24 protein-coding genes are annotated in these 25,658 nt (G+C 71.3%); 6 read left to right on the top strand and 18 right to left on the bottom strand.

Translation table 11 applies throughout. The features are described 5' to 3' along the window. Nucleotides 1-79: 79 nt before the first annotated feature. Nucleotides 80-898, bottom strand: coding sequence for a VOC family protein (locus tag AB0O28_RS12980; RefSeq protein WP_363639480.1), 819 nt, complete (start codon nucleotides 896-898; stop codon nucleotides 80-82). 77 nt (nucleotides 899-975) lie between these two features. Next, nucleotides 976-2,178, bottom strand: coding sequence for an MFS transporter (locus AB0O28_RS12975; protein WP_363639478.1), 1,203 nt, complete (start codon nucleotides 2,176-2,178; stop codon nucleotides 976-978). 59 nt (nucleotides 2,179-2,237) lie between these two features. On the opposite strand from AB0O28_RS12975, the gene AB0O28_RS12970 reads away from it, so the two are divergent. The 3 genes from AB0O28_RS12970 to AB0O28_RS12960 all read left to right on the top strand — a co-directional run bounded on the left by AB0O28_RS12970 (nucleotide 2,238) and on the right by AB0O28_RS12960 (nucleotide 4,500). Further along, nucleotides 2,238-3,215, top strand: coding sequence for a winged helix-turn-helix domain-containing protein (locus AB0O28_RS12970; protein ID WP_363639476.1), 978 nt, complete (start codon nucleotides 2,238-2,240; stop codon nucleotides 3,213-3,215). A 27-nt stretch (nucleotides 3,216-3,242) separates the two neighbouring features. After that, entirely contained in the window at nucleotides 3,243-3,788 is a 546-nt protein-coding gene (locus tag AB0O28_RS12965) for an XRE family transcriptional regulator (protein ID WP_363639474.1), read from the top strand. Between the two features lie 79 nt (nucleotides 3,789-3,867). Next, complete coding sequence (locus AB0O28_RS12960; protein WP_363639472.1) at nucleotides 3,868-4,500, top strand: LysE family transporter; 633 nt, start codon at nucleotides 3,868-3,870, stop codon at nucleotides 4,498-4,500. 11 nt (nucleotides 4,501-4,511) lie between these two features. Here AB0O28_RS12960 and AB0O28_RS12955 read toward each other — a convergent pair whose 3' ends face one another. Then, nucleotides 4,512-5,312 carry a helix-turn-helix transcriptional regulator gene (locus AB0O28_RS12955; protein ID WP_363639470.1) on the bottom strand — a complete coding sequence of 267 codons (801 nt, stop codon included), beginning with the start codon at nucleotides 5,310-5,312 and terminating at the stop codon, nucleotides 4,512-4,514. Here AB0O28_RS12955 and AB0O28_RS12950 point away from each other — a divergent pair. Continuing rightward, complete coding sequence (locus tag AB0O28_RS12950; RefSeq protein ID WP_363639835.1) at nucleotides 5,208-6,530, top strand: MFS transporter; 1,323 nt, start codon at nucleotides 5,208-5,210, stop codon at nucleotides 6,528-6,530. The genes AB0O28_RS12955 and AB0O28_RS12950 overlap by 105 nt on opposite strands. A gap of 6 nt (nucleotides 6,531-6,536) precedes the next feature. On the opposite strand, the gene AB0O28_RS12945 is transcribed toward AB0O28_RS12950, so the two are convergent. The 11 genes from AB0O28_RS12945 to AB0O28_RS12895 form a co-directional block, all read right to left on the bottom strand. Then, nucleotides 6,537-7,823 (bottom strand): thymidine phosphorylase, encoded by a 1,287-nt coding sequence (locus AB0O28_RS12945; RefSeq protein WP_363639468.1) that lies wholly within the window; start codon nucleotides 7,821-7,823, stop codon nucleotides 6,537-6,539. A gap of 10 nt (nucleotides 7,824-7,833) precedes the next feature. Then, on the bottom strand, nucleotides 7,834-8,223 hold the full coding sequence (locus AB0O28_RS12940) for a cytidine deaminase (protein ID WP_363639466.1): 390 nt from the start codon (nucleotides 8,221-8,223) through the stop codon (nucleotides 7,834-7,836). After that, nucleotides 8,220-9,491, bottom strand: a complete 1,272-nt coding sequence (locus tag AB0O28_RS12935; protein ID WP_363639464.1) for an ABC transporter permease — start codon at nucleotides 9,489-9,491, stop codon at nucleotides 8,220-8,222. The genes AB0O28_RS12940 and AB0O28_RS12935 overlap by 4 nt, the downstream gene beginning before the upstream one ends. After that, the gene (locus AB0O28_RS12930; protein ID WP_363639462.1) at nucleotides 9,488-10,657 is read right to left on the bottom strand and encodes an ABC transporter permease; all 1,170 of its coding nucleotides are present in this window, start codon (nucleotides 10,655-10,657) and stop codon (nucleotides 9,488-9,490) included. Before AB0O28_RS12930 ends, AB0O28_RS12935 begins: the two co-directional genes overlap by 4 nt. Next, on the bottom strand, nucleotides 10,654-12,186 hold the full coding sequence (locus tag AB0O28_RS12925) for an ABC transporter ATP-binding protein (protein WP_363639833.1): 1,533 nt from the start codon (nucleotides 12,184-12,186) through the stop codon (nucleotides 10,654-10,656). Before AB0O28_RS12925 ends, AB0O28_RS12930 begins: the two co-directional genes overlap by 4 nt. Before the next feature lie 101 nt (nucleotides 12,187-12,287). After that, nucleotides 12,288-13,298 (bottom strand): BMP family ABC transporter substrate-binding protein, encoded by a 1,011-nt coding sequence (locus AB0O28_RS12920; protein ID WP_363639460.1) that lies wholly within the window; start codon nucleotides 13,296-13,298, stop codon nucleotides 12,288-12,290. Nucleotides 13,299-13,522: 224 nt separating this feature from the next. Further along, the gene (locus tag AB0O28_RS12915; protein WP_363639458.1) at nucleotides 13,523-14,551 is read right to left on the bottom strand and encodes a BMP family ABC transporter substrate-binding protein; all 1,029 of its coding nucleotides are present in this window, start codon (nucleotides 14,549-14,551) and stop codon (nucleotides 13,523-13,525) included. 96 nt (nucleotides 14,552-14,647) lie between these two features. Next, nucleotides 14,648-16,006: a serine/threonine-protein kinase gene (locus AB0O28_RS12910; RefSeq protein ID WP_363639456.1), complete on the bottom strand. Its 1,359-nt coding sequence runs from the start codon at nucleotides 16,004-16,006 to the stop codon at nucleotides 14,648-14,650. A gap of 43 nt (nucleotides 16,007-16,049) precedes the next feature. Further along, entirely contained in the window at nucleotides 16,050-17,240 is a 1,191-nt protein-coding gene (locus AB0O28_RS12905) for an amidohydrolase (RefSeq protein ID WP_363639831.1), read from the bottom strand. 291 nt (nucleotides 17,241-17,531) lie between these two features. Continuing rightward, a complete protein-coding gene (locus AB0O28_RS12900; RefSeq protein ID WP_363639454.1) occupies nucleotides 17,532-18,704 on the bottom strand; it encodes a glutamate--cysteine ligase in 1,173 nt (390 codons plus the stop codon). Between the two features lie 35 nt (nucleotides 18,705-18,739). Next, nucleotides 18,740-18,970, bottom strand: a complete 231-nt coding sequence (locus tag AB0O28_RS12895) for a hypothetical protein (protein ID WP_363639452.1) — start codon at nucleotides 18,968-18,970, stop codon at nucleotides 18,740-18,742. A gap of 94 nt (nucleotides 18,971-19,064) precedes the next feature. Between AB0O28_RS12895 and AB0O28_RS12890 the strand changes: the two genes are divergently transcribed. After that, the gene (locus AB0O28_RS12890) at nucleotides 19,065-20,333 is read left to right on the top strand and encodes a D-alanyl-D-alanine carboxypeptidase (protein ID WP_363639450.1); all 1,269 of its coding nucleotides are present in this window, start codon (nucleotides 19,065-19,067) and stop codon (nucleotides 20,331-20,333) included. 22 nt (nucleotides 20,334-20,355) lie between these two features. Here the strand turns inward: AB0O28_RS12890 and AB0O28_RS12885 are convergent, their stop codons facing one another. Further along, complete coding sequence (locus tag AB0O28_RS12885; protein WP_363639448.1) at nucleotides 20,356-21,216, bottom strand: SDR family oxidoreductase; 861 nt, start codon at nucleotides 21,214-21,216, stop codon at nucleotides 20,356-20,358. A 128-nt stretch (nucleotides 21,217-21,344) separates the two neighbouring features. Between AB0O28_RS12885 and AB0O28_RS12880 the strand changes: the two genes are divergently transcribed. Further along, a complete protein-coding gene (locus AB0O28_RS12880; protein ID WP_363639446.1) occupies nucleotides 21,345-21,950 on the top strand; it encodes a TetR/AcrR family transcriptional regulator in 606 nt (201 codons plus the stop codon). A 10-nt stretch (nucleotides 21,951-21,960) separates the two neighbouring features. On the opposite strand, the gene AB0O28_RS12875 is transcribed toward AB0O28_RS12880, so the two are convergent. From AB0O28_RS12875 to AB0O28_RS12865, 3 genes are all read right to left on the bottom strand, one after another. Then, nucleotides 21,961-22,923, bottom strand: a complete 963-nt coding sequence (locus AB0O28_RS12875; RefSeq protein WP_363639444.1) for a YihY/virulence factor BrkB family protein — start codon at nucleotides 22,921-22,923, stop codon at nucleotides 21,961-21,963. A 125-nt stretch (nucleotides 22,924-23,048) separates the two neighbouring features. Then, the gene (gene trpS / locus AB0O28_RS12870) at nucleotides 23,049-24,062 is read right to left on the bottom strand and encodes a tryptophan--tRNA ligase (protein ID WP_363639442.1); all 1,014 of its coding nucleotides are present in this window, start codon (nucleotides 24,060-24,062) and stop codon (nucleotides 23,049-23,051) included. A gap of 218 nt (nucleotides 24,063-24,280) precedes the next feature. After that, nucleotides 24,281-25,594 (bottom strand): hemolysin family protein, encoded by a 1,314-nt coding sequence (locus tag AB0O28_RS12865; protein WP_363639440.1) that lies wholly within the window; start codon nucleotides 25,592-25,594, stop codon nucleotides 24,281-24,283. Nucleotides 25,595-25,658 lie beyond the last annotated feature (64 nt).

The following is a 25,658-nucleotide window of genomic DNA, read 5'->3' as shown; positions in this document are numbered from 1 at the left end:
GGCGGGACCACCGGGCAGAGGAGGCACAGCGCAGGAGGCACAGCGCAGGAGGCACAGCGCAGGTGTCACACGGGGGATGTCACAGGGGCGCGAGGGGCACGCCGTCGGGGTCGACGAGCAGACCGTCCGCCGCCACCCGCGCACCGGCGGCCACCAGCCGCCCGGCCTCCTTCTCCGGGTCCTCGACGGCGACGGCGAGGTGGCGGAACCCGTGCCGGCACGGATCGGGGGCCCACGGACTCGCCGTCGTGGGAACGGCGAAGGTGAACACCTCCAGAACCGCGTCGCCCGCCAGCAGATACGTGATCAGGAAGCCTCGTGGGTCCTGGTCCTGCACGATTTGGCCGATCACCTCGTACCCGAGGGTGTCCCGGTAGAAGGCCAGCGCCGCGTCGAGATCGGCGGACGTGACCGCCACGTGGTCGAAGACCGGCGGCGCCGTGCGCGGTCTGCTCAGGGCGGCCAGCCTTTCCCTCTCGGCCAGTTCGGGCGAGGCGACGCGGTGATACCGGAGGTGGTTGTCGGTGATCTCCAGGTGCGTGCCGTCCGGGTCCTGGAAGAACGCGATGCGCACGCCGCCGACCGCGTCGAGCGGCGGCAGCGTGAAGGGCACCCCGGCGTCGCGCACGCGCTCGGCCCGCAGATCGACGTCGCCGACCTTGAAGCCGATGTGCCGGATGCCGCGCTGGAGGTCGTCGTTCACCCAGCCGCCGAGATCGCCGTCGCCCGTCTCGACCAGTTTGAGCAGCACGGATCCCGCCGCCAGCCATGCGACGCCCGGGCTCCCGGCCGGCCCCTCGGCCGGGGGGAGATCCAGCAGATCGCGGTAGAAGTCGATCGAGCGGGTCAGATCGGCGACACCGATCTCGACATGCCGGATGCCTCGGTGATCGGCCATGGTTCTCCCCTCTGCGCGTCCGGCCGGGTCCGGTACGGCAGGACCAACCTTGACACAGCGACCCTCGATGACGGCGATCAGGCCGCCCTCCCCGCAGGCGTGGCGGCGCGGACCTCCGGGGCCGCGCCGGCCCGCAGACCGGGCGCCAGCGCGAGGGTGACCGCGACGGAGGCCACCGCCATCACGCCCATCGCGACGGGGGCCGAGGCGATCTGGGCCACCGCCCCCGCGATCGCCGCGCCGACCCCCTGCATGGTGAGCACACCGGACGACTGCAGCCCGAGCGCCTGCCCGCTCATCTCCTCGGGCGTGACGGCCATGAGGCGTTCCTGGAGCAGCAGGCTGGCCGAGTATCCGGCTGAGGCGAGCACGACGGCGGCGACCGCGACCGGCAGGGCCGGGTCCAGGAGGAAGACCAGGTACGGCACGGCGAGCAGCAGCCGCAGCGGAGCGCCCAGCCGCTCGCGCCACCGTTTGGGGATGAACCGCCCCATCAGCGTGTCGCCGGTGAGCATGCCGGCGGCGGCGCAGGCGAACAGCAGCCCGGCGTGCCGGGAGTCGTAGGCGACGTACAACGACTCACAACCGACGATGAGCCCGTTCGGCACCCACAGGGCCAGATACAGGCGGCGCCGCGCCCCCGACGACCAGAGCGTGCGGTTGACCCGCCAGGTCTGCGCGGGCGACGGCCGTCCCTGGGCGCGCGGCGGGCGGGCGGTGAGCCCCCACCGGGCGACGGACGCGGCGACGAGGTACAGCCCCGCCCCGGCGAGCAAAGTGCCGCGCGGGGACAGCGCGGTCATGAGCACGCCGCCGGCGGCGAAGCCGACGATCTGCTGCACGCCGACCGACATGCTGAGCACCGAACGGCCGAGCAGATAGCCGTCTTTGGGCAGGATCTCGTTGAGCAGCCCGAACCGGACCCCACCGCCGAGGGAGGCCGCGAGCCCCTGACCGAGGACGACGGCGAACAACGCCCATAGTGGCAGGCCGGGCAGGGCGAGCGCGACCGTGCCCGCGCAGAAGACCAGCGCGAGGCCCGTCATCGCGCCGCGCGGGGGCAGCCGGTCGGCGGCCGACAGCAGCACCGCCGCCCCGAGCACCTGGGCGAAGGACGCGCCGAACATGCTCAGGGCCGACAGCAGCGGCGACCGCGTCGCCCCGTACACGAGCGTGCCGAGCGCCAGGCCGCTCACGGTCGAGGCGGCCACCTGCGCGGACGCGACGGTGAACAACGGCGTGAATTCGGGGGTGCGAAACAGTTCCCGATAGGTACGCATGACGGGGAGCCTCGATCACCGCCAGGCTCCACCGTTATTGTTTCGCGTGGAGGCGAAACATGGGGTGGTGGCTGGTCAACGCCGACACGCTCGCGGAGAGCCGGTTCGTGATCTCCCCTCTCGCCGAGGCCACCGCCTGCCTGTTCACTCTGGAGAAGGCGTCGGCGGCGCATCCGGGCGAGCGCGAGTGGCTCGACACGCATCTGCCCGCCTTCCGGGCCCGCCTGTCCGCCGACCCGATCACGGCGCTGCTGCTCAGGGCCGCGCGGGGGCGCAACTGGACCGCCGACTTCCTCACGCCCGCTCCCACCGGCGAGGGCGAGGCCGCGTTCGAGGAAGAGCTGGCCCGCATTCGCGCGACCCCGCCCGAGACCGCGTACGCCGACATCGAGGTGGCGCTGCGCGGCCCGCTTCCGGCGCCGCTGCGCCGTCCCGACCTGCCCGAACGCGCGGCCGGCCTGCTGGAGTGGGTGTGGACGCGCACGTTGCTGCCCGACTGGCCGCGCCGGCGGCGGATCATGGAGGCCGACATCGTCGCCCGCGTGGGTCATGTGAGCCGGGGAGGCTGGGCCGCCGCCCTGAACGACATGCGCAAGGGAATGCGCTGGCTCGGCGGCAACCGGCTGCAGATCAACACCTATGACTACCCGCCGAGGCGGATCGGCGGGGCCAGGCTGATGTTCGTCCCGGTCACGCCCCGCCAGGCGTGGACCGCCTGGACGGCGGGCCGGCACTACGCCCTGGTCTATCCCTGCTCAGGGACGCTGGCCGAGCCGGACCGGGCGCCCGTGCCCGAGGCGCTCGGGGGGCTGCTCGGCCCGGCGCGGGCGCGGGTGCTCGTCCTGCTCGCCGCGCCGAAGAGCACGACCCACCTCGTGGCGCTGACCGGCCAGGGGCTGGGGTCGGTGGGCCGCCATCTCAAGGTGCTCCTCGACGCCGGTCTCGTACGGCGCCGCAGGGCCGGGCGGTCGGTCCTGTACTACCGCACGCCCCTCGGCGACGCCCTCGCAGCCGTAGAGGATCGTTCGGTAGAGTGAACGTATGGTTCCGTTGAAGATGTCCTCATGAGTGGTGCGGCCGCGGCGATCGGCGCGCAGATCCGGCTGCGCCGGCGGCAGCGCGGAATGACCGCGGCCGAGCTCGCCCGCCGGGCCGGTCTCGGCAAGGCGACGCTGTCCAGCCTGGAGGCGGGCACCGGCAATCCGACGATCGAGACGCTGGAAGCCGTCGCCCTGGCGCTGCACATCCCGCTGACCGACCTGCTGACCAGGGACACCGACGCCGGTCCCGTCCACCTGCCCTCGACGCCCGCGGCCGCCTGCGGCCCGACACGCGAACTGCTGCGCAGGATCGGCAGCGGGCACAGCCTGGAGCTGTGGCGGCTGCGCATGCCCCCGCACACCGACCTCGACGGCATCCCCCACGCGCCCGGCACCGTCGAACACCTGCTGGTCGCCGCGGGCGAGGTCACGGCCGGCCCGGACGACGACCCGCGGCACCTCGGGCCGGGAGACCTGCTGGCCTTCGCGGGCGACCACCCGCACCGCTACCGCACCGGCGACGGACCTGCGGACGTCACGGTGGTCATCGCCTCGCCCGTGACCGGCTGAGCCCCACCCACCGCCGAACCCGGTCACAGCCCGTTCGACCCGCCCATGGCCGCCGGAACCGGCCAGGAAGGACCCGCCCATGTCGTGGTTGCCGCTGCTCCCCCTGCTCGGCGTCTGGATCCTGGTGGTAATGAGCCCGGGTCCCGACTTCCTCATCGTGCTCAGACACTCGGCCGGCGGGTCGCGGCGCAGCGGCGTACGCGCGGCGGCGGGCGTGGTCACCGGCATCGGCGTGTGGGCGGTCGCCGGTCTGTTCGGCGTCACCGTGCTCGTCCAGCGGTTCGAGTGGCTCTACCTCGCCGCCCGCGTCGCCGGCGCCCTGTTCCTCATCGCGTTCGGGGTGGCGACCATCCGCGCCGCCCGCGGGCAGGCATCCCCGTCCGGCGACGACCCGGCGCCGGACGTCGCCGCGCACCGTCCGGGCAGGCTGCGCGAGTGGCGCGCCGGGCTGCTGACCAACCTCGCCAACCCGAAGGCGCTCGTCTTCTTCGGCGCCCTGTTCGCCAGCCTGCTCCCACACCGTACGGACCTCGTCATGCGGGCGGTCACGCTCGGCGCGATGCTGGCCGTCGCGTTCGCCTGGTTCTCCGCCGTCGCCTTCCTGGCCGGCAGCCCGTGGATCACCAGGGGCTACCGGCGGCTGCGCAAGAGGCTCGACCTGCTCACCGGCGGCCTGTTCGTCGGCATGGGCGCGCTGCTCCTCCCCCGCTGACCCCCCGGCGGCTATCCCGGCGGCGCGAAGGTCCGCGCCGACGGCTGCGGAGGTTCGCCGGTGCGCCGCGTCAGCCGTTCGAGGAGGTCCCGGCCCCGGCTGTCCACGGGGTTGTAGACGACCAGGCGGGCTCCGGGCTGATCCGCCAGCCAGAGCGTGGTGGACGCGAGGCGCAGACGACCGACCAGGGGATGGCGGAAGTCCTTGATCTTCGAGGAGTTCGCGGCGACGTCGTGCCGGTCCCACAGCCGGCGGAACTCCTCGGAGCGCTCGTCCAGCTCGTCGACCAGCGCCCGCCAGGCGGGGTCGCCGACGTGCGCGGCGAAGTTCCGGCGGAACCTGGCCACGCACTGCGTTCCGGTCTCGGTGTCGTAGCCGCCCACCCGCTCGCGTAACGACCGCTCGGCGAACAGCAGCCACAGCATGTTGCGGCGATGTGGAGGCAGCCGGGCGAAGTCCCCCATCAGCGTCGCACAGGAACGATTCCACGCCAGGAGGTCATATCGGGCGGAGACGGCGTAGGCGGGCAGCGGATCGAGGCCGTCGAGGATGGCCGACAGCGACGCGGCGATGACCTCGTCCTCGCTGACGACGGTGGGTGCGGGCAGCCCCGCCAGGGTGAACAGGTGGGCGATCTCGTCGTCGTCCAGCCGCAGCGCCCGGGCGACCGCGCCGATCACCTGGGCCGAGACGTTGATCGGCCGCCCCTGCTCCAGCCAGGTGTACCAGGTCACACCGACGCCGGCGAGCTGGGCGACCTCCTCCCTGCGCAGGCCGGGCGCCCTGCGGCGGCCCACGGACGGCAGGCCCACCGCCTCGGGCGCGAGGCGGTCGGGCGGCTCGGTGACGCCTTCGGACGCCGGAGGCTTTTCATCACGGGGATGGCGGGCTTCACCGTCGCCTCGGCGATCTGCGGGCTCGCACCGGACGCCGTGCTGCTGATCGTCGCCCGGGTGCTCCAAGGCGGCACCGCCGCCCTCATGGTGCCGCAGGTGCTGGCCACCATCCAGGTCGTCTACCAGGGCGCGGCACGCCGGCAGGCCATCGGGATCTTCGGCGCGACGCTGGGCGTCTCCGCGGCCGCCGGGCAGATCCTCGGCGGACTGGTGGTGTCCGCCGACCTCTTCGGCCTGTCCTGGCGGCCGATCTTCCTCGTCAACGTCCCGCTCGGCCTTCTGGGCATCCTCGCCGCCCGTCGTGCCGTCCCGGAGAGCCGCGCGCCCAAGGCCCTGTCCGTCGACTGGCCGGGCACCGCCCTGCTCGCCGCCACCGTCCTGCTGCTCATGCTGCCCCTGACCCTCGGCCGCGACGAGAACTGGCCCCTGTGGTGCCGGCTTCTCCTGGCCGCGGCGCCGTTCGCCGCGGCCGGTTTCGCCGTCGTGCAGTCGCGTGAGGAGCGTCGCGGCAGGACGCCGCTGCTGCCTCCGTCACTGCTGCGCGCTCCGAGCATGCGGCGCGGCCTGCTGACGACGCTGGCCTTCTTCCCCGCTTTCGGCGGCATGATCCTCACGACCACGATCTCCCTGCAGTACGGCATGCACCTGGGGCCCTTGCAGTCGGGCCTCACCTACATCTCCTACGCCGTCGCCTTTCTGACCGCCTCGCTGCTGTGCCCCCGGCTGGTCCCCAGGTTCGGCACGTACGTGACCGTGGCCGGCGCGCTCCTGCTCGCCGCGGGTTTCGCGATCACGGCCCTGCAGGCCTGGTCGGACTACGACGGCATGACACCGCTGTCGCTGGCGCCCGCGCTGGTGGTGACCGGCTTCGGTCAGGGGCTGATCGCGATTCCCCTGACCGGCCTGGTCCTCATCGGTGTCCCCGCCGAGCGTGCCGGGGTGGCGAGCGGCGTGCTGACCACCACCCAGCAGACCGCGACGGCGCTGGGCGTCGCGGCCATCGGCACCCTGTTCTTCTCCGTTGCCGCCGGGCACGGGTTCGGCCCCGCCACGGTCGTCGCGGCCCTGGTCGAGGCCGTACTCGCGCTGGTCACCGCGGCGGTGGCCTGCACCCTGCCGAAGCGCCACCCGTAGGGATCGTCAGGCTGTGATGCGGTCGATGACGAGGGGAAGCAGCTCCGCGCCGCCGTCCTCGCCGATCTCGTACGCGCCCTCCAGCGCCTGGAGGGCCCGGTCGAACCTGGCGGCCTCGTCGGCGTACAGGGTCATCAGCGGGGCTCCGGCGCGGACCGTCTCGCCCGGCTTGGCGTGCAGGACGATCCCGGCGCCGGCCGACACCGGGTCCTCCTTGCGGGCCCGTCCGGCCCCGAGCCGCCAGGCGGCCAGGCCGACCTTGAGCGCGTCGAGCGTGCGCAGCGTGCCCGAGGCGGGGGCGGTGACCACGGCCGACTCGGCGGCCGCAGGCAGCGGCGCGTCCGGGTCGCCGCCCTGGGCGACGATCATGCGCCGCCAGGCGTCCATCGCCGAGCCGTCCTTGAGCGCCTCCTCGGGGTCTTTGCCGCCCGGGACGGCGGCGGCCTCCAGCATCTCCCTGGCCAGCCGTACGGTGAGCTCGGCCACGTCGGCGGGGCCGCCGCCGGCGAGCACCTCGACGGCCTCCTCGACCTCCAGCGCGTTGCCGATCTTCAGGCCCAGCGGCCGGTCCATCGCGGTCAGCAGAGCGACCGTGCGCACTCCGGCGTCGGTGCCGAGCTCGACCATCGTCCGGGCCAGCTCGCGGGCGTCGTCCACGTTCTTCATGAACGCGCCCGAGCCGGCCTTCACGTCGAGCACGAGCGACCCCGTGCCCTCGGCGATCTTCTTGGACATGATCGACGAGGCGATCAGCGGGATCGACTCGACCGTGCCGGTGACGTCGCGCAGCGCGTAGAGCTTCTTGTCGGCCGGCGCGAGGCCCGCGCCCGCCGCGCAGACGACCGCCCCGGCCGAGCGGATCACGGCGAGCATCTCGTCGTTCGACAGCGACGCCCGCCAGCCGGGGATCGACTCCAGCTTGTCCAGCGTGCCGCCGGTGTGCCCGAGACCACGGCCCGACAACTGCGGCACGTACGCGCCGCAGGCGGCCACCAGCGGCGCCAGCGGCAGGGTGATCTTGTCGCCGACCCCTCCGGTGGAGTGCTTGTCGGCGGTGGGCCGGTCGAGGGAGGACCAGTCCATCCGCTCCCCCGACCTGATCATGGCCTGGGTCCAGTCCGCGATCTCCCTGCGGTTCATGCCGTTGAGCAGGATCGCCATCAGCAGCGCCGACATCTGCTCGTCGGCCACCTCGCCCCGCGTGTACGCGTCGATCACCCAGTCGATCTGGGCGGTCGGCAGCTCGCCCCGGTCGCGCTTGACGGTGATGACCTCGATCGCGTCGAACCCCACGCTTCCCCCTCTATCGCGACAGATCGTCGGGCCCGAAGGCGAACGGCAGGAAGTCGGCCATCCGCGTCGGCCCGTCGGGCGTCTCCACCAGCAGCTCGGCGCCGCCGTGCTCGAACAGCAACTGACGGCAGCGGCCGCACGGCATCAGCAGCTCGCCGTGGCCGTCCACACAGGTGAAGGCCACCAGCCGGCCGCCGCCGCTCGCGTGCAGCGCCGAGACCAGCCCGCACTCGGCGCACAGCCCCACGCCGTACGACGCGTTCTCCACGTTGCAGCCGGTCACGATCCGGCCGTCGTCGACGAGCGCCGCCGCCCCCACGGGAAACTTCGAGTACGGCGCGTACGCGTGGGTCATGGCCTCGCGGGCCGCGACCCGCAGCGCCTCCCAGTCGATGCTCATTTCGCCTGCCCCCTTCGATACGGGACGCCGTCGGCCGCCGGCATGCGCAGGCGTTGTGAGGCCAGCGACAGCACCAGCAGCGTGGTCAGGTGGGGGGTGAACGAGGTGAACTGCTCCGGCACGGTGTCCGTCACGGCGAACACCATGAACACCACGATCGCCACGACCCCGGTGATCAGTGCCGCGCCGCCGCGCCGTTGCCGTACGAGCTGGTAGACCGCCACGGCGACGAGCAGCAGCGCGACGACGAGCAGCAGCGCGTGCACCGAGACGCCGCCCTGCCGCAGCTGGAGCGCGTCGGTGTATCCGAACAGCGCCGCGCCTCCGGCGAGCCCGCCCGGACGCCAGTTACCGAAGATCATCGCGGCGAGGCCGATGTAGCCGCGCCCGCCCGTCTGCCCGTCGCGGTAGATGCCCGCGGCCACGAGCGACAGGAACGCGCCGCCGAGCCCGGCGAGCACGCCGGAGACGATCACGGCGGCCCACTTGTACAGGTAGACGTTGACTCCCAGCGACTCCGCCGCGAGAGGGCGCTCGCCGCACGCCCGCAGGCGCAGGCCGAAGGCCGTACGCCACAGGACGTAGAACGACAGCGGCACCAGCACGATCGCCAGGATCGTGAACCACGACACGTCCTGGGTGATGCCCCGCAGCACCCCGGCGAAGTCCGACACCACGAACCAGTGTTTCGCCTCGACGGTCCGCAACGGGTCGTTCAGGAACGACAGGCTCACCGTGCCCATCTTGGGCAGCTGCGGGGAGTTCTTGGTGCCGCCGCCCGGCATGTCCGTGAAGACCAGCTGGGACAGATACTCGGTGAAGCCGACGCCGACGATGTTGATCGCCACACCGGAGATGATGTGGTCGACGCCGAAGGTCACCGTCGCCACGGCGTGGATCGCCGCGCCCAGCGCGCCGCCGGCCGCGCCCGCGAGCACGCCGGCCCACGGGCTGTGGAACTGGAGCGCGCCCCAGGCGCCGAACCAGGTGCCGAGCACCATCATGCCCTCGAGGCCGATGTTGACCACGCCGGCCCGCTCCGACCACAGGCCGCCGAGGCCGGCGAGGCCGATCGGCACGGCGAGGCCGAGCGCGGCGCTGACCGTTCCGGCCGAGGTGATGTCGTTGGCCCCGGTGATCACACGAGCCAGCGACAGCACCACGACCAGCCCCGCGAGGCCGAGCAGCAACACCGGCCCGGAGAGCCGGAACCGCTGTGCCGCGGGTGTCCCGACCGGGCGGTCCACCGAAACGTCCGTCGCCGTCATGCCGTCTCCTCGACTGCCTGCCGCCCGCTCACGTCCCCGTTCCCGCCGTTCCCGCCGCCGGGACCGTCGGACCCGGCCAGCTGGCGGCCGACCCGGCGCTGGTCGGCGACGATCCGGTACCGGTGGACCAGCTCGTACGCGATGATCACGGAGAGCACGATGACGCCCTGCATGATCTGGACGATCTCCTTGGAGATGTCGATCAGCTGGAGCTGGTTGGACGAGTTGTCCAGGAAGCTCCACAGCAACGCGCCCACCGCCATGCCGACGGGGTGGTTGCGGCCGAGCAGTGCGATCGCGATCCCGGTGAAGCCGAGGCCGGTCGGGAAGTTGTTGCTGTACTTGTAGCTGGCGCCGAGCAGCTCCGGCAGGCCGATCAGGCCGGCGACCGCGCCAGACATGACCATCGTGACGACGATCATCTTCTTCACGCTGACGCCGCTGGCCACCGCCGCCGTCTCGGACTTGCCGGTCGCCCGCAGCTCGAAGCCGAACCGGGTGCGGCTCAGCAGGACGTAGTACGCGACGCCGAGCACGACCGCGAGCACGAGCAGGCCGTTGACCAGCAACGGCGTGCCCGCGACCAGCGGCATGCCGGGGATGCGGGCGCCTTCCGGGATCGGCCGGGTGCCGAGGTCGTTGCCGGTCAGCACGCCGAAGTGCTCCTGCAGCAGCCACGACCCGATGCCGGTGGCGATCGCGTTCAGCATGATGGTCGAGATGACCTCGCTGACGCCCCGGGTCACCCGGAGCAGTCCGGCGATCGCGGCCCACAGCGCGCCGACGGCCATCGCGATGACGATCACGAGGACGGTGTTCAGCACGCCGGGGACCAGCGCGGCGCCGCCGAAGGCCGCGGCGACCAGGGCGGCTATCCGATACTGGCCGTCGACGCCGATGTTGAACAGATTCATCCGGAAGCCGACGGCCACCGCGAGCGCCGAGATGTAGTACATGACGCCGCTGTTGAGGATCAGGACCATCGTGCGCGGCTGGGTGCCGTAGTCCGCGAGCGTGGTGAACGCCTCGACCGGCGGCTTGCCCGCGACGAGCAGCACGACCGAGGTGATCAGCACGGCGAAGACGATCGCGAGGACCGGCGCGGCGACGGCGAGCCAGCCGCCGAGCCGCACCCGGCCGAACAGGCGATCGAGGAAGCCGGTCATTCGCCCTCCCCGGCGCCGGTCATGGCCGAGCCCAGTTGCTCGGGGGTCACGTTCGCGGGATCGACGTCGGCCACGATCCTGCCGCGCAGGATCACCTTGAGCGTGTCGGACAACCCGATCAGCTCGTCGAGGTCCGCGGAGATCAGCAACACGGCCAGCCCGGCCGCGCGTGCGGTGCGCAGGTGGTCCCAGATCGCGGCCTGCGCGCCGATGTCGACGCCTCGGGTGGGGTGGCTGGCGATCAGCAGCACCGGGTCGCCGCTCATCTCGCGCCCGACGATCAGCTTCTGCTGGTTGCCGCCGGACAGCGTGGCCGCGTCCACGTCGATGCCGGGGGTGCGCACGTCGTACTCCTCGACGATGCGCCGCGTGTCGGCCCGCGCGCCCGCGCGGTCGATCCAGGGGCCCTTGACGTTGGGCCGCCGGGTCTGGTGGCCGAGGATGCGGTTCTCCCAGAGCGGCGACTCCAGCAGCAGACCGTGCCGGTGGCGGTCCTCGGGGATGTAGCCGATCCCGCCCGCGCGCCGCTTCAGCGTCGTCCAGCGCGAGATGTCGGCGCCGCCGAGCGTGAGCGTCCCGACCGTGCAGGGCCGCATCCCCATGATCGCCTCGACCAGTTCGGCCTGGCCGTTGCCCTCGACGCCGGCGATGCCGAGCACCTCGCCCTTGTGGATGTCGAAGCTCACGCCGTCGACCACCGCCCGCCCGTCGCCGCTGCGCACGGTCAGGTCCCGCACGGACAGGGCGACGACGTCGGTGACGGTCGACTCGCGGGTCTCCGGGCTGGGCAGCTCGCTGCCCACCATGAGCTCGGCGAGCTTGCGCGAGGTGACGTCCTCGGGATTCACGGTGGCCACCGTGGTCCCGCGCCGGATGACGGTGATCGCGTCGGCGACGCGCAGCACCTCGTCCAGCTTGTGGGAGATGAACAGGATCGTGAGCCCCTCGCGGACCAGGCCGCGCAGGTTCTCGAACAACTCGTCCACCTCGTGCGGCACGAGCACGGCGGTCGGCTCGTCCAGGATCAGGATGCGGGCGCCCCGATAGAGGACCTTGAGGATCTCCACCCGCTGCCGGTCGCCGACGCCCAGCTCCTCCACCGTCGCGTCCGGCCGGATGCCCAGGCCGTACGCGTCGGAGATCTCCTTGATCTTGCGGCGGGCCGCGGCGAAGTCGAGCGCGAGGCCGCGGCGGGGCTCGCTGCCGAGCACCACGTTCTCCAGCACGGTCAGGTTGTCGGCCAGCATGAAGTGCTGGTGGACCATGCCGATGCCGGCGGCGATCGCGTCGGCGGGGGTGTGGAAGCCCACGGGCGATCCGTCGATGCGGATCTCGCCCTCGTCCGGACGCTGCATCCCGTAAAGAATCTTCATCAGCGTGGACTTGCCCGCGCCGTTCTCGCCGACGAGAGCGTGGATCTGCCCCCTGGCGACGCGGAGGTGGATGTCGCTGTTGGCGACGACTCCCGGGAACCTCTTGGTGATTCCGGTGAGCTCTACTGCGGGTTCCGTAACGGTCGCGGCGGTAATGTCGGCCTCCTCACGGCGGAGTGCCCGGTGACGGTCAAGTGCTAGTGAGAGTAGAGCAAAGGGCCCGGGGCGGGTGCCCCCGGGCCCCTCGATTACGCAGGTCAGGACGTCGGGACCGTGATCTCGCCGTTGACGATCTTCTGCTTGTACTCGTCGATCTTCGACTTGATGTCGTCGATCTTGCCGCCGGTCGTGGAGTAGTCCACACCGCCCGCCTTGAGGTCGTACACCGAGGCGCCGGACTTGACCGTGCCCGTGGTGTAGTTCTTGAGGAAGTCGAAGACCGCGACGTCGACCTTCTTGAGCATCGACGTGATGATCACGTCCTTGAAGCTCGCGTACGCCGGGAGGGCCGCCTGGTCGGAGTCGACGCCGATGGCCATGGCGCCCGCGGCCTTGGCCGCCTCGAACACGCCGGAACCGGAACCGCCCGCCGCGTGGTAGACGACGTCCGCGCCCGCGTCGTACATGCCCTGCGCGACGGTCTTGCCCTTGGCCGGGTCGTTGAAGCCGCCGAAGTCCGGCGGCTGGGTGAGGTACTTCGCCTGGATCTTGATGTCCGACTTGACCGCCTTGGCGCCGGCCGTGAAGCCCGCCTCGAACTTCTTGATCAGCGGAGTCTCCACACCGCCGATGAACCCGACACTGCCCTTCTCGGACTTGAGCGCGGCCGCGACACCGACGAGGAACGACCCCTGCTCCTCGGCGAACAACAGGTTGGTGATGTTGTCGCCCTTGGCGTCGGCGTCGTCGACGATGGCGAACTTGACCTCGGGATACTCGGGCGCGACCTTGGCCACGGAACCGGAGTAGGCGAAGCCCACCGCGATGACCGGGTTGTACCCGCCCTGGGCGAGCAGCCGCAGCCGCTCCTCCTTCTGCGCGTCGGTCTCTCCCGCGGTCGCCTCCAGCTCCTTCTTCTCGACCTTGAGCTCCGACACGGCCTGGTCGAGGCCGCGGCCGGCCGCGTCGTTGAAGGAGCCGTCGCCGCGGCCACCGATGTCGTACGCCAGGCCGACCTTGACCTGCGCGGCGGCGGGCGCGGAGGACGCGCCCGCCGAGGTCTCGGTCGTGGTCGTGCTGTCGCTACCCCCACACGCGGCGGCGGCCATGAGCAAGGCGCCCCCAGCGGTGGTGGCGACCAGTCTGCTAACTCGATTGCGGAGCAAGGTCGTGACTCCCCTTCCGTTCCCCGCCGTCTGACTCTCGTCGCACGCACGCAGGAACGCACGGCAACCCTGCACGGAAGATAGTTGTTTGACCTGCATAGACCAAACCCGCACACCAGTCCGCAACATGTCCGTTATTGAGCCCAGGCCACACCGTGACCGGGGCGTCAGCCTGGGGAAACCTTGACCCTGCCGTAGACGATCTCCTGCTTGAGCTGCTCCAGACGCGGTTGGATGTCCGTGATGTGGCCGCCGGTGAGGGTGTAGTCGACGCCGCCGAGCCTCAGGTCGTACACGATGCGGCCGCTGGTGACGGTCCGGTCGGCGACGTCGGCGATGTAGTCGTAGACGGCGACGTCGATCCTTTTGATCATCGAGGTCAAGATCACGTCGCGCACGGCCGGAGGGGCGCTCTTGGCCTGGTCGTAGTCGACGCCGATGGCCCACGCCCCGGCCTGTTTCGCGGCACGGAACACTCCGATCCCCGAGGCCCCGGCCACCTGGTAGACCACGTCGGCGCCCGCCCGGTACATGCGCCGCGCGGCCTCATGCGCCTTCTCCGGCCGATCGAAGCCGCTCAGATCGTGTGCCCCCGTGAGATAGGCGATCCTGATCCGCGCCCGCGGGTTGACGTGCTTCACGCCCTGGACGTAGCCGACCTCGAACTTCCTGACCAGCGGCGACCGGTTGCCGCCGACGAAGCCGACGTCGTTGGTGCGCGACTTCATCGCCGCCGCCGCGCCCATCAGGAACGACCCCTGCTCCTCGGCGAACAGCAGGTTCGTGATGTTGTGGCCGGACACCGCCGGCTCGTCCACGATCGCGAAACGCGTCCTGGGAAACCGCGGGGCGACTCGCGTCAACGCCGGTGCGTACGAGTAGCCGACGACGATGATCGGGTCGTAGCCCGCCTTCGCGAGCGCCCGCACCCGTTCCACCTTCCGGACGGCGGGCTCTCCCGGCGCGGCCTCCACCTCCTTCGCCCGCAGGCCGCTCAGGTTGCGTCTGGCCTCGTCGAGCCCGGCCGCCGCCGCGTCGTTGTACGACCTGTCGCCCCGTCCGCCGATGTCGTAGGCGAGCCCGACCCGCAGCGGGCCGGCGCGTGGCGGTGCGGCGTCCACCCCGCCTCCGCATCCCGCGGCGGCCGTCACGGCGAGGGCGACGGCCCCCGCCTTCGCCGCCAGGAACGCCCGCAATCGGACCTCCAAACCAGGGTGGTCCTGTCGCGATACCCCCGTGATGACCGAAAGAACGCGCCACACACCCTCTCTGACAGGGTTATCCCATTTGAGTCAATTTGTACGACTAAGAGATCCCGAGTATCGGGTGGCCTGTTCCCCGTCGCGCGTCACCTCGAAATCGGCCGCGCCCTCGCCCCGCCAGGTGATCGAGACGCTTCCCGGATGACAGGCGTCGCCCTTCACCTGGTCGAGGGTCAGCACGAGCACGTCGCCCGATTCGCGCGCCGGGGTCAGGCGGCCGGAGCAGTGCAGGTCGGCGCCCCACCTCATCCCCGCCGGATCGCCCAGACGGATTTCGACAGGGAAGACCCGTCCGGCCGCCGGATAGCGGGCGACGCCCGTCCACGTGCCGTCGAAACGCCCGGATTCGCGGGCCGTCAGCACCCGCGCGACGCCCAGCACGAGGCCCAGCACGACGAGAACGGCGAGCGAGGCGACCACCGCGACCCGGCGTGCCCGACGCGGTCCACCGGCCCTGACGTGCTCCGCCCGATCACGCTCCGTCAGCCGGTCGTCCGTACCCGGCGCGGTCGCATCGGGCACGGTCGAATCAGGCGCGGCCGGATCGGGCGCGGCCGAATCAGGCACGGCCGGGCCCGCGTGTCCCTGACCGCGGTCGAGCAGCGCGCTCAGCACCTGTCCGGCGTCCGGCCGCTCGTCCGGATCCGCGGCCAGGCACGCCACGACGAGGTCTTTGAGCAGGCCGGAGAGGGGCCCGAGGTCGGGCCTGCCGTACAGGATGCGGGCCATGACGGCCGCATGCGTGTCACCGGTGTAGGCGTGCCGGCCGCTCGACGCGTAGACGAGTGTGAGCGCCCAGCAGAACATGTCCGCCGCCGGCCCGGCCGGCCGCCCTTCGAGCTGCTCCGGAGCGATGTAGGCCGGGGTGCCGACGGGATGCCCGGTCGTCGCGGTGGCGTCGGCCAGGCGGGAGATGCCGAAGTCGACGACCCGCAGCCCGTCCGAGCCGAGGAGCACGTTGCCCGGCTTGAAGTCGCGGTGGACGACCCCCGCCCGGTGGATCGCGGCCAGCGCGGTGGCCGTTCCCACGGCGACCCGATCGAGGTCGCCGCCGGTCCGCGGGCCCGCCGCCCGCACGTGCTCGTGCAGGGACGGACCGTCGACGTACTCGCTCACGAGGTACGGCCGGTCGCCGTCCAGGTCGGCGTCGAGGACCTGGGCGGTGCAGAAGGGCGCGACCCTGCGCACGGCCTCGATCTCCCGGGCGAAGCCACGCCGGGCGGAGGCGTCGTCGAGCCGCGCGTGCAGGAGCTTCACGGCCACCGGCCCGCCCGACACGCCGGCGCCGAGGAAGACCACCCCCTGGCCGCCCGCGCCCAGGCGGCCGTTCAGGCGGTAGTTTCCGAGGCGCCGGGGATCCTCCGGACGCAGGGGGGAGACGTCGGGCATGGCGGCGTACGGCTGGCAGGCTCGGCCGGTCTGTAGACTCGGCTCAGCGGGCGCCGCCCCACAGCGCGGTCAGCGCGGTGGCGGCGAGGACCTTGACGCCGATCCCGATGGCCCGCTCGTCCACGTCGAACAGCGGCCGGTGGATGTCGACCTCGTCGACGGCCCCCGGCGGCCGGGTGCCCAGCCGGGCGAGCGCGCCGGGCACCGACTCGAGGTACCAGGAGAAGTCCTCGCCACCGAGGCTCTGCGGCGTCGGCACGGCCGCTCCGTCGCCGATGATCTGGGTGACCGCGTCGTGCAGCATCTGGATGCTGGTGGCCTCGTTCACCGTGGGCGGCGTGCCGCGCCGGTAGTCGATCTCGGCGTCCACGCCGTACGCGCCCGCGACCGAGTCGAGCAGTGTCTTGACCAGGTCGGGGGCCTGGTGCCAGGCCTCCTCGTCGAGCGACCTGACCGTGCCCTGGGCGACCCCGACGTCCGGGATCGCGTTGGCCACCGAGCCGGCCGAGATCTGGCCCCATACGAGGCTGAGGCTGGAGCGGGGGTCCACGCGACGCGACAGGGCGGCCGGCAACTCGGTGACGATCTTGCTGAGCGCGTAGACGAGGTCCACGGTCAGGTGCGGCCTTGCGGTGTGCCCGCCCGGACCCGCGACGCGGATGCGCAGGCTGTCGCACGACCCGGTGATCGGGCCGGTCCGCAGGCCGACGCGACCGACGTCGAGGCGCGGGTCGCAGTGCAGCGCGAAGATGCGGTCGACCTCGTTCAGGCCGCCGTCGCGCATGACCTCCAGCGCGCCGCCCGCGACCTCCTCACCCGGCTGGAAGATCAGCCGTACCCGGCCGGGGAGGGCTCCCGCGTCGGCCTGCGACGCCAGGAACAGCCCCGCGCCGAGGACGATCGCCGTGTGCACGTCATGACCGCAGGCGTGGCACGCGTTCGGGTTGGTGGAGCGGTAGGGAACGTCCTTCTCGTCCTCCATCGGCAGCGCGTCGATGTCCGCGCGCAGGGCGACCGTGGGACCCTCGTCCCGCCCGAAGTCCACCCACAGGCCGGTCCCGCGCGACAGCGGGTGCGGGGTGAGCCCGGCGTCCGTCAGCCGCTCAGCGATCTTCTCGGTCGTGCGATGCTCGCTGAAGGCGATCTCCGGGTGCGCGTGTACGTCGCGCCGGAACTCGATCAGCTCATCGTTGTGCTCGCGAAGGAATTCCGTCAGCTGCCCTGCCAGGTCGATGCTTCCCGGCACGGCCGCGTCCGGCGTTGCGAGCTTCGATGAGGTGCCCACGGGTCTTCCCTTCTCCGGCGAGCCGTCCCGCCACGGAGCACCGGATCGTCTATATGATCACAAAAAGTCATGAAAAAGCCCAAAGAGGGTCAAGCGGGCATGTCTCGCCACCACTGACCCTCCATTCACAATCCTTCCATGCCGCAGCCCTCCGATACGGCGGATTGCCCAGTATTTACGCCAGACTCCGCACGTATTCAGAACTGAGGCGCTGTTACCGGACATATCAGGCCTACCCCATCAGGTCGCCGATTGCCCGATCTCGCGGTTGGGGTTCGAGGTGACGAACCTGTCCTCGGCGAGCTCGATGACCGTGGCGTCGACCACGTCCTGGAGGGTCCCTCCGTCGGCGAGGATCGCCCGCTGGCGCTCGGATGAGCTCCCCTGCTCCAGCACCTCCGTCACGACCGCCAGTTCGTCGGCGCAGCCGAGCCGCTCGGCGACCGGTTCGAGTTCCCGCTGGAGTTCATACAATACGTCGCGCACCGGCGCCGTGGATCCATGGTCGTCGGTGATGACGTCCGCGTCGAGGCCGTACCGCGTGGCGCGCCACTTGTTGTCGCGCACCACCCACGCGGCCGGATGCGGCAGTTTGTAACCCCGGTCGAGCTGCTGGTCGAACTGCTGGACGAGGCACTGGGACAAGGCGGCCACCATCCCCACCTCGCGCGGCGTCGGGATGCCGTCGAACATCCGGATCTCGATCGTGCCGAAGTCGGGATGCGGCCGGATGTCCCACCACACCTCCTTTATGCTGCGGATCGTGCCAGCCCGCAGCAGCGTGTCCATGTACTCCTCGAACTCCGCCCAGTCGGCCAGCAGGTGCGGCGGGCCCGCCGTGGGCAGCGAGCCGAAGACGATGGCCCGGCTCGACGCCAGTCCGGTGTCCTGCCCGCCCCAGTAGGGGCTGGAGGAGGTGAGCGCGAGGAAGTGCGGCAGGTACGCCGCGAGGGCGTTGACGATCGGAATGACCTTGTCCCGCTCCTTGACGCCCACGTGGACGTGCACACCGAACGTCTGGATCCGCCAGGCGAGCCACTGCATCTCCTCGACCAGCTCCACATAGCGCTGGTTGGGCGCGTAGACCGCGTCGCGCCAGTCGCTGATCGCGTGGGTCCCCGTGCAGGCGAGCGCGATGCCGCGCGGCTCGACGGCCTCGGTCAGCCGCCCGATGCTCTTCCTCAGGTCCTGCACCGCCTCCGCCACGGTGTGACAGACATCGGTGACGATCTCGATCTGCGACTGCATGAGCTCGTGCATGGCCTTGGGCCGCTGGCCCTCGCTGAGGTCGGGAACCGCGGCGAGCACCTCCTTGGCGTCCTGACGGAGATGACGCGTGTGCCTGTCGACGAGCTGAAGCTCCCACTCGACGCCGAGCGTCGCGCCACGCGAGGGATTGAAGTCGATCGCCAAAGCCTGCCTCCATCACGTTCGGTCCCCCGTGACACTCAGGTCACATCGGACATGGTCGTTTCCCGGTCAGCCCTACCCCTCATCCATCCCCGCACGCCGACGGCCCCGAGCACCAGTGCCAGGACGATGTTCACCGCGATGAGCACGCCGTGGACGACATAGAAGGACGTTTCGTGCCCGTCGGCGAGGTTGAAGCCGAGGTTGATCCACTCGAAGATCATGAAAGCGGCGAGTGCCACGAGAAAAATCGATACGCGCCTTGTCATGACTCACAGTATCGGCGGCCTCCCGCGTGGCCCTGTGGCTTATGGGGCATATGTCGCTTCATGCGAAGGCAGTCGAGGCTAGGCTGAGCCATCTATGCGGACGAACCATCGGGTCCTTGCCGCGACCGCGACGACGGCGGGGGTGCTGGCGACGGCGCTGCTCGGCACCCCTCCCGCCGCGGGCGCGCGGGCCGTACCGGAACTGGCGTCGCGGGCGACCGGCACGGCCGTGACCGGGAACGGCACGGGGAACGGCACCATCGGCGGGGACCTGCTCGCCGGCCACGGGATCATCGCACCCGCCGGGGTCAAACCCCCGCCCAAGACCGAGGCCTCGTCGTACGTGATCGCCGACGCCGACACCGGCCAGGTGCTCGCGGCCAAGGACCCGCACGGGCGGTACCTGCCCGCCAGCACGCTCAAGACCCTGACGGCCGTGACGCTGATCCCCAGGCTCGACAAGAACCGCAAGGTCAAGCCGAGCGAGGAGGCCTGCAACGTGGAGGGCAGCGCCGTCGGCATCGTCCCTGAGCCGATCTACAAGGTCGACGACCTCATGCGGGCGCTCCTCATGGTCTCCGGCAACGACGCGGCGGTCGCGCTCGCCGAGGCGAACGGCGGCCTGAAAAAAACGCTCGCGGACATGAACAAGGAAGCCCACAGGCTCCAGGCGAACGACACGGTGGCCAAGACGCCGAACGGCCTGGACGCCCCCGGCCAGCGCAGCTCGGCCTACGATCTCGCCCTGATCGCGCGGGCCGGGCTGGCGCTCCCCGACTTCCGTGAGTACATCAGCACGAAGGTCGCGAAGTTCCCCGCGCCCAAGGACGACCCCAAGAAGAAAAAGAAGAAGCGCCGCGACGATTCCGACGCCAGCGAGTCACCCCGGCCCGCCTACTACGAGATGGCCAACCACAACCGGCTCCTGGGCCGCTACAAGGGCATGCTCGGCGTCAAGAACGGCTGGACCTCCAAGGCCCTGGGCAGCTTCGTGGGCGCGGCCAAGCGCGACGGTCACACGGTCATCGTCGTGATCATGCATCACCCCGGCGGTTTCTGGGAGGAGGTCTCCAAGCTTCTCGACTGGGGCTTCGCCGCGAGAGGCAAGGCGGCCCCGGTGGGCCGGCTGGTCGGGCCCGTGCCCGACCCCACGCCCTCGTCCTCCCCCCTGGCCGTGAGGCCCTCCCCGTCGGCGAGCGCGGACGGAGTGGGCGCGGCCCGGGCACGCGGGGAGGACCCCGCCTCGAAGGGCTCGGGCCCGACCACTCCCCTGCTGATCGGCGGCGGCGCCCTCGTGGTCCTCGCCCTCGGCGCGTACGGCCTGCGCCGGCGCCGTAAGACCACCGGCGACACCGCCGACTAGACAGCGCCATCAGACGGCGCCATCAGACGGCGGGAGGGGCGGGGATGGCGTGCTCGGCGGCGCGGCTGACCTCCTCCCAGCGGGCCCAGGTCTCCATCCGCCGGCGTGAGACGTCGAAGGCCAGGTCGTAGGCCGTGCCGCCCAGCAGCAGCCGCAGCGGCGGCTCGTCGCTGCCGACGAGCCGCAGCACGGCCTCGGCGGCCAGCCGGGGGTCGCTGTCCACCGACCCCTCGGCCCACTGCTTCTCGAGCTCCGCCCGCAGGGGTGCGTAGCCGGGGATCGGCGTGGTCGCGGTCATGCCGCTGTAGAGATCGGTCCAGTAGCCGCCGGGCTCGACGATGGTGAGCCTGACCCCGAACCGCGCGGCCTCCATCGCCAGGGCCTCGCTCATGCCCTCCAAAGCGAACTTGCTCGCGCTGTACAGCCCCGTGGTGGGGAAGCCGCCGAGCGCTCCGATGCTGGAGATCTGCACGATGTGCCCGGACCCCTGGGCGCGCAGCCAGGGCAGGACGGCCTGACTGACCCACAACGCGCCGAAGAAGTTGGTCTCCATCTGGGCCCGGGCCTCGGCTTCGGTGAACTCCTCGATCATCCCCATGGACATGATCCCGGCGTTGTTCACCACGACATCGAGCCGGCCGAAGTGTTCGGCCGCCCGGGCGACCGCGGCGAAGACCGCCGCGCGGTCGGTGACGTCCAGAGGGAGCACGAGCAGCCTGTCCTCGTGTTCGGCGGTCAGGTCCTCCAGTGGCGCGACGGTCCGGGTCGCGGCCACCACCCGGTCGCCGTTGCCGAGCGCGGCCCGGGTGAACGCCCGGCCGAGGCCCCGCCCCGCACCGGTGATGAACCAGACCCGTCCCGAATCGGCGGTCGTCGTATGCATGGCGGCTCCAATCGGGTTGCCATTACTAAACGAGACGTCTCGTCTCGCTTTGTGCGGCAATCATGGCGTCGGCGACGTGCCTATGTCAAGACGGATCGTCTCGTCTCGTTTTTGGTAGGTTCGGCGGCATGACGGCACAGCACGGGACGACCCCCGGCACGAGACGCCGCAGCGAGGCGTCACGACGGGCCATCCTCACCGCGGCGTTCGAACTCGTCGGCGAGGTCGGCTACGCGAAGCTGAGCATCGAGGGGATCGCCGCCCGGGCCGGGGTCGGCAAGCAGACCATCTACCGCTGGTGGCCCTCCAAGGGAGCGGTGCTCTTCGACGCGTTCCTCATGCTCACCGAGGGCGAGGGAGATTCGCCGGCGCTGCCCGACACCGGCGACCTGGAGGCCGACCTGAAGACGGTCCTGCGCGCCACGGTCGCCGAGCTGAACGACCCGCGGTACGACGAGCCGATGCGCGCGCTCAACACGGAGATCCTGCACGACCCCGAGCTCGCCGCGGCCTACGCCGAACGACTCGACGGGCCGATGAAGGAGCTGAAGAAGCAGCGGCTGCGCAGCGCGCAGCGGGCCGGGCAGTTGTCCGGCGACCTCGACCTGGACGTCGCGATCGAGATGCTGTGGGGACCGCTGCTCAACCGGTGGCTCCAGCGCGGCGGCCCGCTCACTCCCCAGTACGCCGACGCGGTCGTGGAGACCGCGCTCAACGGGTTGCGCCCGCGATAGAGGCGCGCGGTCAGGCGGGACCGGTCGTGGGGGTGGTCGCCGGCGACGGAAGCGGGGTGGGCTCCGGCGGCGGGCCGAGCATGGCCGTCGCCGTCCACGCGGCGGCGTAGAGGATCACCCGGGCCGACAGGTTGATCCACAGCAGCAGTCCCACAACCACCGCGAACGTGCCGTACACCGGATTGCGCAGGGTGCCGGACAGGATCAGCGCCGCGAGCTGCTTCAGCACCCCGAAGCCGACCGCGCCCAGCAGCGCGCCCTTGAGCACGACCAGGAACGGCTGTGACGGCTTGGCCAGCCAGCCGAGGATGACCAGGAAGAGCAGCAGGTCGGCGACGAGGCTCGCGGCGACCCCGGCGGCCCAGACCCCGAATCCGGCCAGTGGTGAGGAGCCCAGGCCGAGCCAGCCGGCGACCGTGCTCGTGGCCCCGGTGGCGAACCCGCTCGCGATCGCCGAGACCAGCATGGCCAGGCCCATGAGCACGAGCGCGACGAGGTCGCGGAGCTTGCCGACGAAGTAGTTGAGCGGCGGCTCGCAGGTCATCCAGATGGTGCGCAGGGCCCCGCGCAGGGCGTCCATCGCGCCCAGCCCTGCGTAAAGCAGGCCGAGCAGGCCGATCAGCCCGGCCCGGGCGCGGGCCCCGGCGAGCTGGTCGATGTGGAGCTGCCCGGCGAGTCCTGGCAGCTGGCTGTTGATCGCCTCGGTGAGCGTGGCGAGCGCATCCGGGCGGATCGTCACGACGTAGCCGAACAGGGCGAACGCCAGCGCGATCAGCGGGAAGAACGACAGGAACGCGAAGTAGGTGAAGGCGCCCGCCAGCCGGTCCCCCGCCTGCACCTGGTAGCGCTGCACCGTCCGGATGAGGTGGTCGAGCCAGGGGAAGCGGATCCGGTCGCGCTCGACCCGCATCCGGCCCCATGCCCTGACCTCGTCGACACGCCGCGTGACCCGGTCGACCACAGCCATCCCCATCGGCATGGTGTACCCGGAGAAGACGTGTCGATGCCTGCCGCGAACGCGACCTCACGGCCTCGCCGCGGCGGGCTCCGAGACCGGCGCGGCCGTGCGGTGACCACTACCCTCGGCTCAGGCGCGCTTCAGTCGATGCGCGGCGCGGGGAGAAGACCGAGGCGCTCGCGGACCTGCTCCATCGTCTCGCGGGCCACCGCGCGGGCGCGGGCGGCGCCCGCGACCAGCATCCGGTCGAGCTCGGCCTCGTCGGCCAGCAGCTTCTCCGTACGCTCCCTGATCGGGGAGAACGTCTCGATGACCGCCTCGGCGACCTCCTTCTTGAAGGTGCCGTAGCCCTGACCGGCGAACCGCGTCTCCAGCTCGGGGATCGGCGTGCCGGTCAGCGCGGACAGGATCCGCAGCAGGTTGGTGACGCCCGGCTTGTTCTCCTCGTCGGCGACGACATCGCTGCCGGTGTCGGTCACCGCGCGCATGATCTTCTTGCGCAGGGCGTTCGGCTCCTCCAGCACGTCGAGGATGCCCTGCGGGCTCGACGACGACTTGGACATCTTCGCGGTCGGGTCCTGAAGGTCGGTGATCTTCTCGACCTCCTTGAGGATGTACGGGCTCGGCACCTTGAACGTCTGGCCGTAGCGGCTGTTGAAGCGCTGGGCGAGGTCGCGGCTGAGCTCCAGGTGCTGCTTCTGGTCCACCCCGACAGGCACCTGGTCGGCCTGATAGATCAGGATGTCGGCCGCCTGGAGGATCGGGTAGGTGAACAGGCCGACGCTGGCCGAGCTCTCGCCGTACCGCGCGGACTTGTCCTTGAACTGGGTCATCCGCCCGGCCTCGCCCATGCCGGTCTGGCAGATGAGATACCAGGCGAGCTCGCTGTGCTCGCGCACCTGGCTCTGCGCGAAGACCGCGGCGCGCTCCGGGTCGAGCCCCGCGCCGAACAGCTGGGCGGCGGCGACCCTGGTGCGCCGGCGCAGCTCCTCGGGCTTGGGTGCGACGGTCAGCGCGTGCAGGTCGGCGATGAAGAAGAATGCCTCATGGGTGTCCTGCAGCGCGACGTACTGACGGATGGCGCCGAGATAGTTGCCCAGGTGAAACGAGTCGGCGGTGGGCTGTATACCGGACAGCACGCGAGCAAGAGCCATACGGCAATTCTGTCAGCAGTCGCGGGCTGCCCGTGACAGACGCGGCGGGACGGACGGCTCGCCCCGGCGAGAGGGATCTGTCCGGGCAAGCGGCATGAGAACCCCGCGCGGGTGTCTCGCGACGCCCCGCCGAAGGGCCGCCGCGCAGACATGCCCTCGGCGCACGCCGCCACTCAGCCGGTCGCCACTCAGACGGTCGCCACTCAGCCGGTCGCCGCTCAGCCGGTCGCCGCGGTGGCCGCGTCTTCCGGGGGATTGCGGGTGACGCGGACGCGGGAGACGCGGCGGCCGTCCATCTCCGTCACGGTCAGCGTGACGCCCGGCGCCTCGGCGACCTCGCCGCGCTGGGGCAGGTGGCCGAGGAAGGCCATGACGTAACCGCCCAGCGTCTCGTACGGCCCGCTGGGCAGCCGCACGCCCGTCTGCGCGTGGAACTCGTCCAGGTTGACCAGCCCCTCGACCTCCACGTCACCGGCGATCACGCGTACGGCGTCGCCGCTCTCGTCGTACTCGTCGCGGATGTCGCCCACGAGCTCCTCGACCAGGTCCTCCAGCGTCACGATGCCGTCGGTGCCGCCGTACTCGTCCACGACGATGGCGAGATGGTGGCCCTCGTCGCGCATCTCGGCCAAGGTGGCGAGGACCCGCTTGCTCGCCGGAACGAGCTTGACCGGGCGGATCGGCACGACCTCGCTGATCGGCTCCAGCCGCCCTGTGCGTACCGGGTCGAGCAGGTCCCGCACGTGGACGAAGCCGATGACGTCGTCATAAGAGTCGCGGTAGACGGGGAACCGGGAGTGCGGCATGGCCGCGGCGAGCACGGCCGCCTCGGCGAGCGGGGTGTCCGCCGCCATGAACTCGACCTCCGTGCGGGGCAGCATGACCTCCCTGAGCTGCCGCTTGCCGGCCGCGAACACCTCGGCGATCACGTCGCGCTCGTCCTGGGTGAGCTCCGTGTGGCCCACCACCATGTCACGCAGTTCCTCGGTGGTCATGGCCGCCCTGTCGGCGGAGGGGTTGCCGCCGAGCAGCCGCACGATGCCGTTGGTCGACCTGGACAGCAGCCAGATCACCGGCCTCGACAGCGTCGCGATCCGGTCGAGCAGCGGGGCGGTCATGAGCGACAGGCTCTCCGCCCGCTGCCGGCCGAGCCGCTTGGGAGCCAGCTCGCCGAGCACCAGGGTCACGTACGAGATGGCCAGCGTGACGGCCACGAACGCGACGGGCGCGGCCACGCTCGGCCGCAGGCCCCACTGCTCCAGCACCGGGGCGAACCGCGGGCCCAGCGCGTCGGCGCCGAGCGCGGCCGACAGCACGGTGGCCACGGTCACCCCGACCTGGATGGCCGACAGGAAGCGGTTCGGGTCGCGGGCTAGCTTCTGCACCCGCGCGCCGCGGCGTCCCTCGTCGCGGCTCAGGCGGCGGATCTGGCTCTCCCGCAGCGAGACCATCGCCATCTCGGCCGCGGCGAAGAATCCGCCGATCAGGATGAATATCAGGACCAGGGCGATGGTCACCGCGACGTTGCTCACGTCATCTGTCCGTTCGGGTGTCAGGCAGGCCAGGCCGGTCGTCGCAATCCCCCTGCGACTCGCT

Source organism: Microbispora sp. NPDC088329 (genome assembly GCF_040685655.1).
In the GTDB taxonomy this organism is placed as follows: Bacteria; Actinomycetota; Actinomycetes; order Streptosporangiales; family Streptosporangiaceae; genus Microbispora.
Note: the sequence above shows the minus strand (reverse complement) of the source record. Positions and strands in the feature narration are given on the sequence as shown.